This window comes from Anabaena sp. FACHB-595, from assembly GCF_048568275.1.
GTDB lineage: Bacteria > Cyanobacteriota > Cyanobacteriia > Cyanobacteriales > Nostocaceae > Trichormus.
This window is the reverse complement of sequence record NZ_CP183473.1, coordinates 3764348-3781224: the sequence shown is the minus strand read 5'-3', so window position 1 is coordinate 3781224 and position 16877 is coordinate 3764348. Positions and strand designations below refer to the sequence as shown.

Annotated in this window: 10 protein-coding genes; 4 read left to right on the top strand and 6 right to left on the bottom strand. The window is 42.3% G+C overall.

Going from position 1 to position 16877, the window contains the following annotated elements:
• Positions 1 to 179: 179 nt before the first annotated feature.
• On the top strand, positions 180 to 515 hold the full coding sequence (locus ACN222_RS15620; protein WP_010997275.1) for a XisI protein: 336 nt from the start codon (positions 180 to 182) through the stop codon (positions 513 to 515).
• Positions 516 to 595: 80 nt separating this feature from the next.
• Here ACN222_RS15620 and ACN222_RS15615 read toward each other — a convergent pair whose 3' ends face one another.
• The 5 genes from ACN222_RS15615 to ACN222_RS15595 all read right to left on the bottom strand — a co-directional run bounded on the left by ACN222_RS15615 (position 596) and on the right by ACN222_RS15595 (position 10496).
• On the bottom strand, positions 596 to 1981 hold the full coding sequence (locus ACN222_RS15615) for a cytochrome c biogenesis protein (RefSeq protein ID WP_010997274.1): 1386 nt from the start codon (positions 1979 to 1981) through the stop codon (positions 596 to 598).
• A gap of 3 nt (positions 1982 to 1984) precedes the next feature.
• Positions 1985 to 2725 (bottom strand): cytochrome c biogenesis protein CcdA, encoded by a 741-nt coding sequence (locus tag ACN222_RS15610; RefSeq protein ID WP_010997273.1) that lies wholly within the window; start codon positions 2723 to 2725, stop codon positions 1985 to 1987.
• Between the two features lie 283 nt (positions 2726 to 3008).
• Entirely contained in the window at positions 3009 to 4157 is a 1149-nt protein-coding gene (locus ACN222_RS15605; protein ID WP_010997272.1) for a hybrid sensor histidine kinase/response regulator, read from the bottom strand.
• Positions 4154 to 7978 (bottom strand): GAF domain-containing protein, encoded by a 3825-nt coding sequence (locus ACN222_RS15600; RefSeq protein ID WP_044521632.1) that lies wholly within the window; start codon positions 7976 to 7978, stop codon positions 4154 to 4156. Before ACN222_RS15600 ends, ACN222_RS15605 begins: the two co-directional genes overlap by 4 nt.
• 487 nt (positions 7979 to 8465) lie before the next feature.
• Positions 8466 to 10496 (bottom strand): serine/threonine-protein kinase, encoded by a 2031-nt coding sequence (locus tag ACN222_RS15595; RefSeq protein WP_010997270.1) that lies wholly within the window; start codon positions 10494 to 10496, stop codon positions 8466 to 8468.
• Between the two features lie 480 nt (positions 10497 to 10976).
• Here ACN222_RS15595 and ACN222_RS15590 point away from each other — a divergent pair, with 480 nt between their 5' ends.
• From ACN222_RS15590 to ACN222_RS15580, 3 genes are all read left to right on the top strand, one after another.
• Complete coding sequence (locus ACN222_RS15590; protein WP_044521631.1) at positions 10977 to 12206, top strand: PPC domain-containing protein; 1230 nt, start codon at positions 10977 to 10979, stop codon at positions 12204 to 12206.
• 350 nt (positions 12207 to 12556) lie between these two features.
• Positions 12557 to 12817, top strand: a complete 261-nt coding sequence (locus ACN222_RS15585) for a DUF7219 family protein (protein WP_044521629.1) — start codon at positions 12557 to 12559, stop codon at positions 12815 to 12817.
• A 228-nt stretch (positions 12818 to 13045) separates the two neighbouring features.
• On the top strand, positions 13046 to 13783 hold the full coding sequence (locus tag ACN222_RS15580) for a DUF1995 family protein (RefSeq protein ID WP_010997267.1): 738 nt from the start codon (positions 13046 to 13048) through the stop codon (positions 13781 to 13783).
• Positions 13784 to 13849: 66 nt separating this feature from the next.
• Here ACN222_RS15580 and ACN222_RS15575 read toward each other — a convergent pair whose 3' ends face one another.
• Positions 13850 to 16870 (bottom strand): zinc-dependent metalloprotease, encoded by a 3021-nt coding sequence (locus tag ACN222_RS15575; protein ID WP_010997266.1) that lies wholly within the window; start codon positions 16868 to 16870, stop codon positions 13850 to 13852.
• Between the last annotated feature and the right edge of the window lie 7 nt (positions 16871 to 16877).

The following is a 16877-nucleotide window of genomic DNA, read 5'->3' as shown; positions in this document are numbered from 1 at the left end:
GATCTTCTCTATGTAACTCAGTATTGCATTAGTTAAAAGAATTACTCGTTGCCACATGGATACAGTATTTTCTAGACTAAAATATCGATACCACTTTGAAAGGTCTATTGACGATAAAAACTAATACAGTATCAGGTGTTGTTAATTATTTATGATCCGGAAAAGGAGGCTATTGTACAATGGATAAATTAGTAAAATATCAAGAATTAGTTAAAACATTGTTGACTAACTACGCCAGTGATGATGTCTCAGACCAAGATGTTGAAGTTCAACTAATTTTAGACACAGAACGTAATCATTATCAATGGATGAATGTAGGTTGGCAAGGATTGAATCGTATTTATCGATGCGTGATTCATTTTGATATTAAAGATGGAAAAATATGGCTACAACAGAATTTAACTGATCGCAATCCAGCAGAGGAATTAGTGATGATGGGAGTACCACGGGAAGATATTGTCCTGGGTTTGCAAGCTCCTTATAAACGTCAGTATACAGATTACGGTGTCGCCTAAGCTGAGTATAATTTATGCAGGTTGTATCAGAGATGGAAGAAATGGGGAAAGAATAATAATTACCTCCTTCCCCATCACATTTAGGACTGCTGATTAATGACTGTCGCCGATTGTGAATTCAAGCGTTCTAAAATATCCAGAACTTCTTGTTCAAAAGCCACTTGAGCGCGATTGGTTTTACCACCAACATATAAGCGATCGCCTTTTTGTAACGCCCAAATTTGTGAGTGAGAAAAGTAACTCATCACTACACCCAGCATCAGGATACCAAAGCCAGTGTAAACAATGGGAATACCAGGGTCGGCTTTAATTTGTAAGCCAGTACTACCAACTACATCTAAAACTTTGAGTGTCACACCATTTACTTGAGTAGACATCCCTGCACGTACAGTATCAACTAGCTTACCCTGGGCATCATAGATTAACACCATACCTTGCAAGTCTTTCGCTAACAGGGAAACGCCCTCACTCAAATCTGGTTTTGTCGGAATCCATGTTCCCCAAATCCGCCCTTGTCCGTTAGTATTCAAAAGTGCCATTGGTAGCTGAAAGATGGGGCTTTTGTTGAGGCGGACACGAACACCAGAAATACCCCAATCAGTTTGGTAGAAAGTTACGCCATGATAACGCAGAGGTTGGTTGACGAAAATCTTTTTGTGGTCAACTTCCTGTCCCTGATTATCTAAGACAGACATATCTGAGTAAAATTGGTCAATTCCACCTTTAGGAGTGTAGTCAATCCAAAAACGATTAACACGTACAGACCAGTCTTGGGGAAATTGTCCGGCTGCTAATGGTCCTGCATCGATAATATTTTTTACCTGGAAGGTTTCGCCACTGGGAACCATTTCTTGGGCAATAAATCCTGTCATTGCGCCCCAAATTGACCCCAAGAGGATGGTGACGATACCTATATGCACAATGATAGGGCCGATGCGCCCGACTATTCCCTTACGAGCGTAGAGAATATCGTCTTTTTCTTGAAAAATTTTATAACGGCGATTTTGTAATATTTGGCTTAAGGAATTGACAGAACCAGCGTCTAGTTCTGCACTTAAAGCGAGTTTTTGAAATTGGCGTGGTTCTTCGTAATACTTCCAGCGTTGGGCAGTTTTTAAGGCTGGTAACTGACGGGTAAAAGTACAAGCGGTCAGACTAGTCCCGAATAAAACTAATAAGGAGAGAAACCACCAAGTCCGATAAACATGATCTAACCCCACCACTTGGATCACCTTCCAAGTGAGGAAACCGAATAAGGCGGGGTGTTCTGGGTAGTTAGATTGATAAAATGCTGGTGATTGCCCTTGCTCAATCACAGTACCAGAGATACTGAAGAGAGCAATGATTAATAATAGAGCGATCGCTAAACGTAAATCTGTCAGTACAGGTAAAAACTCTCGCCGCAAAAATTTTCCTGGTAGTGACCACCAAGGGGATGCTGTGGGGGCTGAATTGTCTGTAGTCATTGCTTAAAAACTGCCTAGAGGAATCCGAGAAATTAGAGAAAATACGCCAAATCCTACCAATAATGCACCGCTAACTGGATTTATCCAACCAGACCAACGCCGCAATTCCAGCAACTTTTTAATTGATGCTGTGAAAGTACCCGCCAAAATCAAGGGGGTTACATAGCCTGCTGTATAGGAAATCAACAAAACGGCGCCTAAAATTAAATCTTGCGTGTTGGCTACCCAACCCAGTAGACTGGCTAACACAGGAGTACTACAGGGGGAGGCGACCAAGCCGAAAGTTAACCCAATACCGTAGGAACGCACCCCTGGAGGCAAGTCTTGGGAAATCCAATTAGTATCGCCAAAAGATGGCAGTTGCAGAGGTAAGGCTTCTAGTAAGTTTAGCCCCATTAAGATAGCAATGATACTGACAATAATCGGTAAACCAATACCTATCTGACCGTAGACTTTGCCAACCATTGCAGCCGCCACGCCTAGTCCTGCTAGGGTAGTCGCCAATCCCAAGGCAAACCAAGTTGATTGGGCTGCTGCTTGCCAACGACTTTTGGCTTCGTAACCACCGATGTAGCCAATAGTAATTGGCAGCATGGAAAGCATACAGGGTGTGAGGCTAGTGAGTAACCCTGCGGCAAAAATGATCCCAATACTCAGCAAACTCAGGTGTGTCAGTTGGTAAGAGACAAGGGTGTTAGCAAATTTTTCTAGCTGGTAAATTTGGGTTTGCAGAGTCTCTAACATGGGGGATTAATGAGGGCGAAATGCTTAATCTGCTTGCATTTTAGCTTATTTTGGACTGCGGCGTTGGGGTGAATTCAGAAGAATTCTTAGAAGCTCCGTACCTTTAGGTCGGAGTGATGTCACTCTTTTCTTATCGTGAGCAATCAGACAAACATCAATCAACTTGAGGGATAATTTCAAGTTGATTGATGTTTGTCTTCATAGTGAGAAAACTTGGTATTCAGCCAACTGGTTCACCGTTAACGTCGAGAACCTACAAGCCCTATGGAATCGCATTAGTTGATCACCAACTTGAGTGTCTAGAATAGGCAATGGGTAAGGCAATGTGTACCGTTGTTTCCTGTTGATAGACACTGGAAATTGAGAATAATCCCCCATAACTTTCGACGGTTTGTTTGGCAAGCTTTAAGCCCATGCCTATACCTTGCTGTTCATAAGTTTTGCGTTCAAACTGCATAAAAGCGCCGATTTTAGATATCTGTTCTGCTGTCATCCCCCGTCCGAAATCATGAATGTAGACATTTAACATTCCTGCTACTATCTGACTACTGATTTTAATGGTTGTCCCTCTCCGGGAAAATTTGAGCGCATTATCAACTAATTCATGGATGATAATCGTTAGATATCGAGCCGAGATTGACACCTCAGCTTCCTCAATTGCAAACATGAGATCGTCGCGGCGATTAACACTGGGAGCATGAGATTGCAAAATTGCTTCAATTGCTGCTATGGAAAAGTGGGTTGACTCAGATGCAATGTTTTGCTGTTGGTTTGTTGATAATTCCAGTTCTAAATAGGTCAGCAATTGTTTGATTAATCTTTCTAGGTTACGGGCAGATAAATCTACCCAGCCTAAAAGTTCCTGGATTTCAGCAGTGTCCATGTTCTCAATATTTGCCATGAGTATGCTGATGCTTCCAACGATACCATTTAGTGGTGTATTGAGTTCATGGGGTAAAGTAGCAGCTAAATTGCCGCGCAGTTCATCAAGTGTGCTTTCCAAGACTTTGATGGTGCTGGTTTGGAGATTTGATAAAGTTTGGATTTTGTCATACTGTTGCTTAATCCTCAGCATGGAATGCAGGCGCGCCCTCAGTTCCAGAGCATTGATAGGTTTACTAATGAAGTCATCGGCACCTGATTGTAAGCAGCGTGCAAGGTCTTCTTTGGCGGTGAGGGCTGTTACCATAATGATTGGCACTGGCTGCCATTGGGGCATGGCTTTAATTCGCTGGCACACTTCTATCCCATCCATTCCCGGCATCATCACATCTAGCAAAATCAGGTCTGGCTGAAATAAGTTGAGGGAGGCGATCGCCTCTTGACCACTAGCAACATAATGTAGTGTATAGTCTTGCTCACTTAAGAGGGTTTCAATAACATCAAAGTTATCTGGGAGATCGTCAATTACGAGAATAGAGGGCAGATTCATTTTTTTGTTGTAATTAAAAGCTGTTGAATAGTGGTCGCCAGTTGCTTGAGCTTCACGGGTTTAGTTAGGTAGTCATTGGCTCCGGCTTGTAAACAGCGATCGCGATCGCCAGTCATTGCCAGCGCCGTGAGTGCCACAATGGGAATATTCACTAACTGAGGATCAAGGCGAATCTGTCGGATTGCCTCTAGACCGTCGATTCCCGGCATTTGGATATCCATCAAAATCAAGTCGGGCTGGTGAATTGTGGCCAGTTCTATGGCTTGTTGACCATTTGTTGCCAACAAAATGTCATAGCCTTTGGCGCTGAGGTAGCTAGAAAATGTTTTGATATTGGCTTTATTATCTTCTGCTAGCAATATCACAGGGGCAAGGCTTACGGCTTCATCAGCAGTGGGGGAGTCCAGTTCTGGAGTAGGGGTAGTTAATAAATCTCGAATCAAGTCCGGTGATGCGGGAGTACTGGGAATACAAGGTAGTTCAATCGTGAAGCAGCTGCCTATACCTAGTTCACTAGTTAAGCCCACCCTACCACCGTGGAGTTCGACAATTTTCTTCACCAATGCCAGTCCCAACCCTGTACCCTCATATTGACGATTTAAAGCGCTATCGATTTGGATGAAGGGCTGAAATAGCTTGTTGATATTCTCTTGCATAATGCCGATGCCTGTATCGATCACGGCAATTTGCAGGAAGTTCTGCACAGTGGATATATCGGGGGAAAGTTGAGTAACTTCTAGGGAAATGCGTCCTGCCTCAGGCGTGAATTTGACCGCATTGTTGAGCAGGTTAATTAACACCTGACGAATCCGGCGTTCATCGACGAACAAGTCAGGTAAATTGAAGGGAATTTTGATTTCCACCTGAATCCGTTTTTGCAATGCCTGCTGTTTGATAAACACCAGACTGGATTCACACAGATTAGCTACTGAAATTGTGGTGCAATCCAGTTTGATCTGTCCGGCTTCAATTTTTGCCACATCGAGAATATCGTTGATCAAATCCAGTAAATGAGAGCTGCTACGCTCAATGGTTTCTAAAGCTTTGAATTGTTTATTATTGATCATGCCAAAAACTCCTTCTTGTAACCCTTCGGTCATGCCGAGAATGGCATTGAGGGGTGTACGAAGTTCGTGGCTCATGTTAGCCAAGAATTCATCTTTGAGACGAGTGGCACGGGCGAGTTCTTGGTTAGAAATTGCCAGTTGTTGATTGCTTTGGGTAAGCTTTAGTTCTGCCTGATGTCTTTCGGCAAGTTCTTGCTGTAATTGCTCAACCAGACTTGCTTGTTGAATGGCGATCGCTAACTGGGTGGCAAGTTGTTGTGTAAAATCAATTTCTGACTGTTGCCAGTGGCGAGTTGTCGCGCACTGATGGATGCACAGCAAACCCCACAACTCAGCACCGCAAAGTAACGGCATAATCACATTGGCACGCACATGAAACTGAGCCAAGATATCAGTGTGACAGGTTGTCATGTCACTGTGATAAATATCATCAACCACATAAGACCTACCCAAAGCATAGAGAGAGGAATAGTTTTCTCCAAAGCAGTGGTCGTGTACCCGAATTGCTATCACTGAGGGAAATTCTTTGACGACAGATTCAGCTACAAATTCGCCGTCATTAAAGTTGGATTCGGGATAGAACTTGAAAATGCCCACCCGATCAGCCTGAATCACTTGGCAGATTTCTTGGCAAGCGATGTCAAAAATGGTCTGGAGGTCTAGAGATTGACGAATCCTCTGGGTGATTTCTCGTAGCAGTTTCTCCCTTTCTACCTGTTGGCGAATAATTTCCTCAGATTTTTTGCGATCGCTAATATCAAAGTGGACTCCAATCATTTTCTGAGGATTACCCTCAGCATCTCGCACCACCACCCCATAGGCTTTGATGAAGTGGATGCTGCCATCAGGATGTATAACACGAAATTCAGTATCGTATTCTGCCTGTCCTAAAATTGCTTGCTGGACTAATACTTCAATATTGGCACGGTCATCGGGATGTAGCCTATTTGCCCAGGTGTCGTAGACTAAACGGGAATCAGATGTTTTGGTGACACCATAGAGTTCGTACATCCGCTCATCCCAAAAGATGTTATTCTCTACAATGTCCCAGTCCCAACAGCCGATAGCCCCTGATTTGAGAGATATAGACAAGCGATCCGATGTTTTCTGGAGTTGGGCTTCTCGTGCTTGGAGTTCAGCCGTGCGTTCTTCAATTTTGGCTTCTAGGTTTTGACTGAGGGTAATATAACGCTGTTCACTCCCTCGCAGTTGATCTGACCTTTGCTGAAGGGCGATTAATTGCTCCTGCAATTTTTGGTGGGTAGTAGCTTGGTGAATGGCGATGGCCAGATGTACAGATAACCCTTGCAGCAGTTCAACTTCTTCAGTTTGCCACTCGCGGGGGTGTTGGCTTTCGCTGACATTGAGCAAACCCCATAATTCATCGCCACACAGCAGGGGTACCAAAATTTTGGCTCGCGTCTGGAGGCGGATCAGGAACTCCCGGTGACAGTCTGTCATTTCTATAGTGTAGATATCTGGGACGACACGAATCCGCCCCTGGCGATAAATCTCCGCAGAGTGTTGCTGAAAGCAGAGTTCCTCAATCCGTTCGCCCAGCAGTGATGTGGAAGATGTGGTAGATTCTGCCATGACGATACTTTCCCACTCTGTTTCAAAATACCAAATGTTGACGCGATCGCAACCCAGCAATTGCCGCACCTGCTCCACAGTTGTGTCCAGAATGGTTTGTAAACTTAGAGAAGAGCGAATTTGTCTGGAGATATCAGACACTATTTGTTCCCGGCCCGCCTTAGCCTTGAGACTAGCTGTCCGGTCTGCAACTAGCTGCTCTAGTTCAACAGTGCGATTTTCCAGCAGTTGAACCTTCTCTGTCTCTAACCTCACCACCTTTTCTTCCAACATCTGGGCCAGTTTGTATACCTCTAAGGGGTTAAGGGCTTGTAGTAAACTACTTTGGGTAACGATGCCTAATAACTCCCCCTGATCTCCTGTCACTGCCAACCGGCGAATCAAACGCTGCTCCATGATCTGCTGCACGAACCGCAGAGAATCGTCTGGTCTCACGGCAAAAATCGGCGAACTCATCACCGTCTGAACCTGACAGGTTTCCAGATTCAAGCCTAATGCCTGAAACTGGACAATATCCCGCTCGGTGACAATTCCCACCGGAATTTCCTGGGGTTTGTCTTGAAACTGTCCCAGTTGCACAATCATGACAGAACTGACGCGATTCTCTGTCATCTGTTGGGCGATCGCCAACATCGAACTATCTGGTGTAGCACAAATCACCTCACAGGTCATCACCTCAGACACCAGACGCAACCGCAAGAGATCCACAGAGCGAGAAGTGTGCCGCAGACTTTCATTGGTTAGCAGCCCCACCACCCGCTCTTGCTCGTCTAGAATCGGAATGTGGCGAATGCGGTATTGTTGGAGCAAATTAACAGCAAAAAATAAATCGGTGAACTCAGACTCACGTAGGGTGACGACTGGATGAATCATCACCTCTCGAATCGCCAAATTCTCCAAACAACGCCTCTGGCTACACAGTTTGACTACATCTCGCTCAGTGAAGATACCTAATAGCCTCCCTGCTGCCACTATCAACACGCAGCTTGATCGTGCCTCTAGATGGACTTCATCCAGTTTAGCTGTGTCACACATAACCCGCACGCCACTCATTTGGGCGATCGCATCCATCACCGTTGTCTCCGGTTTGATTATCAGGGGATCACGAATGATCGCTGATTTCAGTTCTGATGGGGTGAGAGACGTTGTGCAATTAAACATGGAAAAGGAACGGGATTTATTCTTTAATATTCCCATCAATAACAGATAATTTACATGAACTACAACAGGATAATTATCAATTTATTAATTTTTATATAGTAAAGGTTTCAGCCTATATTTAGGATAAGAAAATACATCAATCAAAAAAAATGAAAGCTTACAAAATAAACTAATTTATATATTAAAAATTACATATCAAGCAGCAAAATAATTGAATGCTTACAAAGCAAACATTCAATCTAACATTTTTGTTTTCTCTGTACAGGACAAAAATAGAGAAAAAGCTTGCAAAGATTACAGAGAGAGGGTTTCACGGAAAGTTACCACACAATCAAAGAAACCCCTATGAACCAGATTAAGCGATTACGAGACACACTAAAACCACACTTGGGATGGCATGGAGCGCGTTTAAGCTTTTTAGTAGACTGCCGCAAGAGTTCATCATGAGCCGGTAATCGCTACCCTAAACTTCAGCAACGTATCAATTTCACCAACTCATCGGCCAAATTTTGATAATATTCTCAGCACTACCGCCACTAGCAAGATTACGCCCATCGGGACTAATGACTATGGAATAAATGTATCCAGAATCGCGCTTTAATGTGCGAATTATCTCTCCTGTCGTTAAATTCCATAATTTAATTGTGTTGTCATTGCTACCACTGGCAAGAACTGTGCTATCTCTTGGCACGTAGGCAACAGAATTCACCTTGTCAGAATGCCCTCTTAGGGTGCGGATGGTCTTTCCTGTTGACAGGTTCCACAATTTAATCGTTTTGTCCTTACTGCCACTGGCAAGAGTTTGACTATCTGAATTGAAGGCTACAGACATCACCAAATCGGAATGTCCCTTCAAGGTATGAATTACCTTGCTGGTTGTGAGATTCCATAATTTAATTGTTTTATCCCAACTGCCACTAGCAAGAGTTTTGCCATCGGGACTGAAGGCTACATTAGCAACACCACTGGAATGTTCTTGCAACGTGCGGATTTCTTTGCCTGTTGCTGGGTTCCACAGTTTGATTGTCTTATCTAAGCTGCCACTAGCAAGCGTCTTGCCATCTGGACTAAAGGCAACGCTAGCCACTCCCTGAGAATGCCCTTTCAGATGGCGAATTTCTTTGCCAGTTGCCAGATTCCACAATTTGATGGTCTTATCAGCACCTGTACTAGCAAGAGTTTTACCATCTGGGGAGAAAGCAATAGCCCAAACCCATCCAGAATGACCTGGAAGAGTATGGATTTTCTGTTTATTTTTTAAATTCCAAACTTTAATAGTTTTGTCATCACTGCCACTAGCTAGGAATTCTCCATTAGGAGAAAAAGCAACGGAATTTACATCGCTGGCATGACCCTTGAGAGTGTAAGGTTGAGTAGAAATTTCGGAAAATTTAGTAATTAGCTGGGGGAGAGACTGTAAATGCCCAACACCCACTAAACCTAACAGCGCACTCATGGTATTTATCAGGAGTTGTTGTTTGAGCCTACCATTGAGCAATTTCCAAGCTTGTTTTTTGGTTGTAGACGCGGTTAATGAGGTTGATGCTGACCAAGATCTTGAAAAGATAGCAGATTTTGGTATTGTAGTTTTTAATCTTGAGAGTAGCGATCGCTGCTTGATCAAATCATTCATCACTTCATCAGCTGATTGATAACGCCTTTGAATATCCGTTTCTAACAGCTTGTTCAAAACCTTAACTAGATATTCACCTTCGTTCCTATCTGAATTTGAAGTGTTCCAATATTGCTGCCAGGATTCAACCCAACTGTAGCCTTGTTCGACAAACAAATTAGATGGGTTAATCCCCGTCAACAGATGAAAGCAAGTCGCACCCAGACTAAATAAATCACTGGCTGGGTAAGCTTTGCCATACTGCATTTGTTCAATTGGGGTGTAACCAAGTGAGCCAATAGTGGTTCCCAATTGAGTCTGCATTGTCGCTTTTAGCTGCTTGGCAGCACCAAAATCAATTAGTACTAGTCCCCCATCACTCTGACGGCGGATGATGTTCTGTGGCTTAATATCTCGATGAATTACTCCACGCTCATGAATATATTTCAATACAGGGAGTAAATCTAAGAGAAATTCGACAATTGTACTTTCGTTGTAAACTACCCCTTGACGTAATTCTTGTAATAGATTGTTTCCATTAATAAACTGTTGCACCAAAAATAGATAATTATCTTGCTCGAAGTAAGCTAATAGGGTAGGAATCTGGTGATGTTCTCCTAAATGTTGCAAGCGTTGAGCTTCTTGTTTAAATAACTCAACGGCTTTTTTCATAGCTGAATGTTCTTGAACTTTAGGTGCAAATTGTTTAACTACACACAATTCGTTCAATTTATCTATATCTTCTGATAGATAGGTTCTCCCAAATCCACCTTCATCCGATAGCACCTTGATAATGCGATAATGCCCCCTTAATAAGGGTATCAATTGTGTATTGCAGCGTTGGCAATACATTTGGCCATCGGGGTTTTGAGGCATGGAGCAATTAGGATTCAAACAGCAAAGCATACTGGGAATCCGTGTACAGTTTGAGTATATATTAATCCAATAGTTATAGTTTTGCTGTCAATCTGGTGCATGATGTTCAATCAAAAAGATGTAACTCAGGGATTTAATATGGAAAATATTTTTTCAACAACAGTTAATATTCTCTAGGAATCCGATTTGATTATCGAAACAAATCTCCGTATTTTGGGGTTGTCATTGTCCACTCTGCGTATATTTCAGAAATCAAGTGTGAATCTTATATCTGCCTGATATCAATTCCTATATCTGAGCTATATGTTCTTAATAAAGTATAGTAAAATTAGTGACTCCAAAAATATAGCTGGTATCTTTTGGATATAAAGTTTCTTTCATAGTATAACAATAAACGTGGGAAAGCAAAATTTGCCAATATTTGGGTATTGTCCAGCATTAAAAGTAGATAAGGCTATCTATCTTCAGTTGTATAAATAACTCAATACTAAGAGCATGAGGAGTGAAATTATGGCAGAACAGAAGAGCAAAAATTACTGGATCAGATTAAACTTAGCTTTGATTGTTTCCATGAGCAGTAGCTTAGTAGTTGCAAACTATACTTTGCCCATAAAGGCTTTAGATATCCCGGAGAACTCTGGAAAACTCATAATAGCTAAAACCCCAGACGAGAGACAACCAGAAGCAGTACAACAAGCTATCGAACAAATCCCTACTTCTCTACCGCCTGCAACTCCACAACAACAAAGCAAGCAATCAATCGAGTCACCCATTCCTGTTCGTGAATCGTCCAACTCAACAGACTCTAATCCAACTCCCCAACCTAGAGAAAGTAATTCTGCGCCTAGAATATCTACGTCGTCAAATTCCAACCCAGCTTCTCAGCCAAGACAAATTAACTCTGCGCCTAGAACATCTACGTCGTCAAATTCCAATTCTAGACAAACTAACTCTGCTTCACCGCAAAGAGGTCGTCAATCAATTACAAATCCAGGTAGAGGTCGCAATTCAACTGCCAAAATTTCTCCTGTTTCCTTGTCTAACCTTCCTTTTAGGGAGATTAACTTTGTAGATATCGCTTTTGGTGTACTTTCTAAAGGTGATTTTCAGTCTCAAGGAAGGTATTTTCATTTCTATAAATTCGAGGGAAGAGAAAACCAACTACTCCAAATCAGGTTGGGTGGTAGCACTGATTCACGTCGCTCCAGCAATTTGAGTCTAAGTCCGTTTATGTTCCTCCTCGATCCTGATAATAAGGTGATCTTAAAAAGAGGTAGTGTTGGGACGAATAGTAATATTAAGGATGCGTTTGTCTTTGTAAGATTACCCGTCAAAGGGACTTACACAATTGCAGTGACTAGTCGCAACCCTAGTGATACAGGACGCTATAGTCTAGCTCTCAGGAATGACAGAGCCAGCTATATCCTAGACGAATCGGCGGAACTGAATGCTCAAAGCTCAACCATTAAGCAAAATCGTAGTGCTTATAATGTGTCTCAGTTTCAAGGCAAAAAAAATCAGCTTGTAAGTATTCGTGCAGATAGCATCAATGAAGAATTCTCTCCTTATATAGTCTTGTTAAATTCCCAAGGGAAGACTATTGCTGCGGATAATGATCAAGATGGCCTTTATAGTGCTTTAATTGACCGAGCTAGATTGCCTGAGGATGATACCTACTATATAGTTGTTACTTCCAATAATCCCAATAACCGTGGCACATATCGATTGACTCTTTTCTAAATATCATGTTTGTCTGAAAACTAATCATATCTGCGGCGCTGCATATCTTTTCGTGTTGGCTGTTAACAGTTGACGGTTGACAGTTAACCGTCAGCAGTCAACAAACCATACAAGTGACTGCTGACTCATAGCGGAAGCTCATTACTGCTCAAACCAACCATATTGTAAGTGATTAGCCGGAGTTAATATTATACACGGTCATACAGAAGAGTGACTTGGCTTAAATAATCAACAACTTCTGGGAAAGCCCTAATTTGATTTTGATGTTAATTTAGGATTTAAAACTGGGAATACTATTTGTCTAAGCATAAAAAAACTATTCAAAAACAGTCTTAAACGCAGGTGAAATGATGGTTGAGTCTAATCGGAACGACAAAAACAACTTTTTTTCTGCTCGCAGTCGCTACTACGGTCGGGGAAAAGCAGAGAATCTTACATTTAATGCTGATTTGCGAGAATTTGCCAACAGAATTGGCTATGTCACAGCGTTGGAAACATCCGGTAAGCTCTCTCCTGATGAAGCTTGTAAGCAAATAAAGTCTCTTTGGAAACAATTGAAACGTAGTAAAAAAGCGCTCTCGATTAGTAATGACCCACCAATGACACCTTGAAGACAAGGGTTTTTACTTGTAGGGGATGTTACGGCAAAATTAGCCAAAGCGATCGCTCAATTGGGTTAAGCTACCAAATAATTCCCGACACTGGGGGTATAGGGCGCTTGACCAAGTCTTCACACGGTTTAATATATATTTAAATCTCTTGAGCTTTAGCTAGTTAGCCAGGCTCAATTTTTCATAAACTGAAACAATAGAAGTCAATGCTTGAGAGATAAATATATTATGCCGGAACTTCCCAGCAGTTTAGAAGACGCGATCGCCCAATCCCGTGAAGCCACCAAATCCGCTTTAGCAGACGGTTGTAACCGCATCCAAGTTGAGTTGCTGTTTCCCGAACTCAAGTTTATGCCTGTAGCAGAACAGTTTCTACCCTGTTTGGTAGAATACGAATCTCGCTTGAAAGTCTTCTTTGCTGATGCTGGTGCTGCTGCTTTAGCTCGTCGTGATTGGAAAGATGCAGCCTTTCAAATTTTGGATATTGGTACGGGAAGGATTGCTTCTATTCAATCAAAAATTCAACCAGAAGATGAAATTTTCCTCTTTATTTCCCCCACTTCCGTAGAAGTACCCCAACTAGAGAAAATTTGTGAAATAATAGGCGATCGCCCGGCTATTTTCCTCAACCCTCGTTTAGAAGATGCAGGTACTGTAGGCATTGGTTATACCGCCAGACAAACCCGCGAGCGTTTCCTCAATATCATTCAATCCTGTTACTACCTACGTCCTATTGATGATGAAACGGCTTTATTCCGTTCTTACCCTGGAGACTGGGAAATTTGGGTAGAAAATGATGGTAACTGGGCGAAAATCGCCAATTTACCCAAAAAACCTTCAGGTGATGAAATAGATTTAATTCTCATGAAAGGGCAACCACAAACAGCAGGAGCAGATGCTGTACCTGCCAGAAAGCCCAGTGTTTTCAAAAGTTTACAACGTTTTATTAAAGCGTTGAATAGTTGAGTTAGGGGATTGGGGATTGGGGACAAATCAAATTCTCTTTCATTACCCATTACCCGTTCCCCAAACCTAATTCGCCTGCAATGGAGCATTCAAAGCTTTCTCGATGCGATCGCTAGTTTCTAGTAAGTGGGCTTTGGTATATTCATCGTTGGTATTGACTGACTTGAGTTTTTCGTTCAATTGTTTAAGCTTATACCAAGCTAGGGAACGAGCATCTTCAGGGACGTATTCTCGCCGCAACACCATGCCAATCAAGATATCAAGATATTCTCGCTGCAAGCCGCGCCGGAGGCTGGTAATTTTCAGCGCCCCGGCTTTTGGTTTGAGGACTTCTGTCCAAACTCCCGTTTGCAAGGTATCAAAAAGTTCAGGTAATGGTAGTGATTTTTCGGGTAAGCTTTTGAGTTCAATATCCTTGAGACGAGTGAGGCGATCGCCTGCTAGTAATTCCCGTAATACAGCAGCTTGCAGGAATAATATCAAGTCATGCACGGGATAATCTAACCGTCCAATTTGGGGAAAACTTCCCCAGTGATACCAGCGAGAAGGTGCTAATTTATTCAGTAGGTCTGGGGGGAAATTCAGAGCATCTTCAGCAAAAATATACTTTTGTAGTGTTTTGAGTGCTTGCCGTTGTTGTTCAACGGGTACAGGTTCAAAGGGTAAGCGATTTGGGCGACTAGCTAGCTTATTAGCTGAGATTTCCCCAGCTTTTAGGCGGTAGAAGGACTGCCCACCGATATATTTTGTTGTGTAGAAGATATTCTGAAAATAGTTACTGAGAACTGAGCCAAAGCGATCGCTTAAATCACTATAACTTTCTCCAGGCATGGGGAAACGTTTATTGAGACTTTCCCACATTAATCGAGAATTATCTAACTGCCATTGAGAATAAACCAGCACGTTACTACTATGATCCCAAGCATCGGCGGTAGGGTCGAGGTCATACATATCCTCATCGGGAGAATAACTCAATTCCGGTTTATAAGATTGGCTGGCAATTTCTTGTAAAATTGGCCTTTCCGCTATGGGAGTTGTCGCGTTGGTTTGGGTATAACCGTACTGAATTGCCCACTCATCATAAGACCCCACCATACTAGGAAAATAGTCTCCCTGCTGTGTTCCTTGGGGGGCAATATTCGGTGGAATATAGTCCATCACAGAACTTGTCAAACCTTTGGTACGACTGATTTCCGGATTGTTCATCTCTTCTGGTGATAGCAGATTACTACCACGGAAGTTATGCCGCAAACCCAGGGTATGCCCTACTTCATGGGCAATAATTAAACGTAAATATTGATTGATATATTGTTGTAGCTGTTCTTGATTCGGTGCGTTGTTTTGTAGCAGTGACATGGACAAAGCCCCAAAAGCAAATTGGTTGGCGGCTTCTATGCCGTAGCATAAGTCATAATCACCGGCTAGCTTAGATAAGCGCTGCAAAAAACCATTTGGTCTTGGGGATTTTTCTTGAGTATTGTTGTTTCCTGTTGTGGCTAAACCGTTGCGACAAAGTCCCCGATTCCGCATTAATGCCGACAAGGAAGTACGGGTACTTAGTTGACTAGGTTCTACAAGTGTGCTGTATCGACTCTTGAGTAAGCGGACAAGACTAGCATCAACTAATATGTCTGCATCCAAAATTTCCCCAGTTAAAGGATTAACGCGAGATGGCCCCATAGCAAAATAACCATCAACAGTGTTAATCCAGCGAATTGTGTTGTAACGAATATCGGCTGGGTCCCATGTGGCATTGTCTGGCATTTGTCTAGCTTCCACCGCATCTTGAAATCCAGCTTTGAGAAAAGCCTTGTTCCACATGAGTATCCCTTCTTTGACAGCTTGGCGGTACTGTAAGGGTACGGCGTTATCAATCCAGAAGACAATGGGTTTTTTAGGGCGAGATAGGGGTGAATCGGGGTCTTTCTTTTCTAAATGCCAGCGATTAATGTAGCGGACAAAAGGATCGTTACGTTCTTCTTTAGATAAATCTTGGTAAGCGGTGATAAAATAACCAACCCGTTCATCAGCTATACGCGGACGATAATTATTTTCTGGTAGTTGGGAAAGACTATAGTGAACCCTGAGGGTAAAGCCACGACTGTCTGGCACAGTCGTCAGATACAACGTTTCATTGTTAGGGTTGGTACCGCTACTAGAGAAGTTCAATACTGACTCGATTTCTAAATTTTGGGGAAAGGTTTTGGCACTGCCAAAGGAAGACTGGTCTGCATTTGGAGTCAATCCCATGAATAAAGATAATCCGGCTAAGTCTGCCAACAGCAAGTCACCCAAGTCAATTAACAAGGTTTTTCTTTGGGGATGAATGCTTTTGATGTCTACCGAGTAGAGAACAGAATCGCTAAACGAACGGGCGAGCGATCGCATTTGTGGATCACCTTCCCTTGTGCGAAAATTAACATTGCGTACCACAAAAGATAGTTTTTTGCCTACTCTCTGGAAATAAAATAAAAAGTCTTGTAACGGTAAACCACTGTAAATCCCTTGTTCGCCAATACCAGATTCCAGGGTTGCGGTAGCTAAGTAATTTTTATTGATTTGTTCTGGCTTAATTTCTAGATATATTTTATTCTTTTCTTTATGACGATATAAAGTAAATAGACCGTCTAGTTTTTCGGTATCTTTCACTACTTCATCAAAAGATTCCCAGTCATCCTTTTTTTCCGGCTTAGATTCTGTAGCAGGTTTCTTATCCGGTTTATCTGTGGATTTACCAACTTGTAGAAATGGTTGCTCTGCTGCCTTTTTATGATTGTTCACCACCCAAATAAAGGGTTGATCCTTGACCTGTTGATTTTGGTTAATTACCCAAATTTGTTCTGGCTTTTGTAGTTGAGGCTGATGTGGTTGTTTGATAGCAGCAGAGGGAAAAAGAGTATAAGCAGGGTGTAGGGGTGTAGAGATATAGGGGTATTGATTAGTTATGGATTTTTCAGGCTTAGTTTTTATAGCTATAATTTGAGAATTTTGATTAACTATGTTTGTAGATGATAACTTTGCGTTGGCTGTTGCTATTCCTAAAAATAATCCATTGAACAATATTAAATAAAAAGTAAATTTTTTCATCTAGTTT

Excerpts from the sequence above, each read along its gene's own strand:
- ACN222_RS15610 (WP_010997273.1), bottom strand. The coding sequence starts at position 2,725 with ATGTTAGAGACTCTGCAAACCCAAATTTACCAGCTAGAAAAATTTGCT.
- ACN222_RS15595 (WP_010997270.1), bottom strand. The coding sequence starts at position 10,496 with ATGCTTTGCTGTTTGAATCCTAATTGCTCCATGCCTCAAAACCCCGAT.
- ACN222_RS15620 (WP_010997275.1), top strand. The coding sequence starts at position 180 with ATGGATAAATTAGTAAAATATCAAGAATTAGTTAAAACATTGTTGACT.
- ACN222_RS15585 (WP_044521629.1), top strand. The coding sequence starts at position 12,557 with ATGGTTGAGTCTAATCGGAACGACAAAAACAACTTTTTTTCTGCTCGC.
- ACN222_RS15575 (WP_010997266.1), bottom strand. The coding sequence starts at position 16,870 with ATGAAAAAATTTACTTTTTATTTAATATTGTTCAATGGATTATTTTTA.
- ACN222_RS15590 (WP_044521631.1), top strand. The coding sequence starts at position 10,977 with ATGGCAGAACAGAAGAGCAAAAATTACTGGATCAGATTAAACTTAGCT.
- ACN222_RS15580 (WP_010997267.1), top strand. The coding sequence starts at position 13,046 with ATGCCGGAACTTCCCAGCAGTTTAGAAGACGCGATCGCCCAATCCCGT.
- ACN222_RS15600 (WP_044521632.1), bottom strand. The coding sequence starts at position 7,978 with ATGTTTAATTGCACAACGTCTCTCACCCCATCAGAACTGAAATCAGCG.
- ACN222_RS15615 (WP_010997274.1), bottom strand. The coding sequence starts at position 1,981 with ATGACTACAGACAATTCAGCCCCCACAGCATCCCCTTGGTGGTCACTA.
- ACN222_RS15605 (WP_010997272.1), bottom strand. The coding sequence starts at position 4,157 with ATGAATCTGCCCTCTATTCTCGTAATTGACGATCTCCCAGATAACTTT.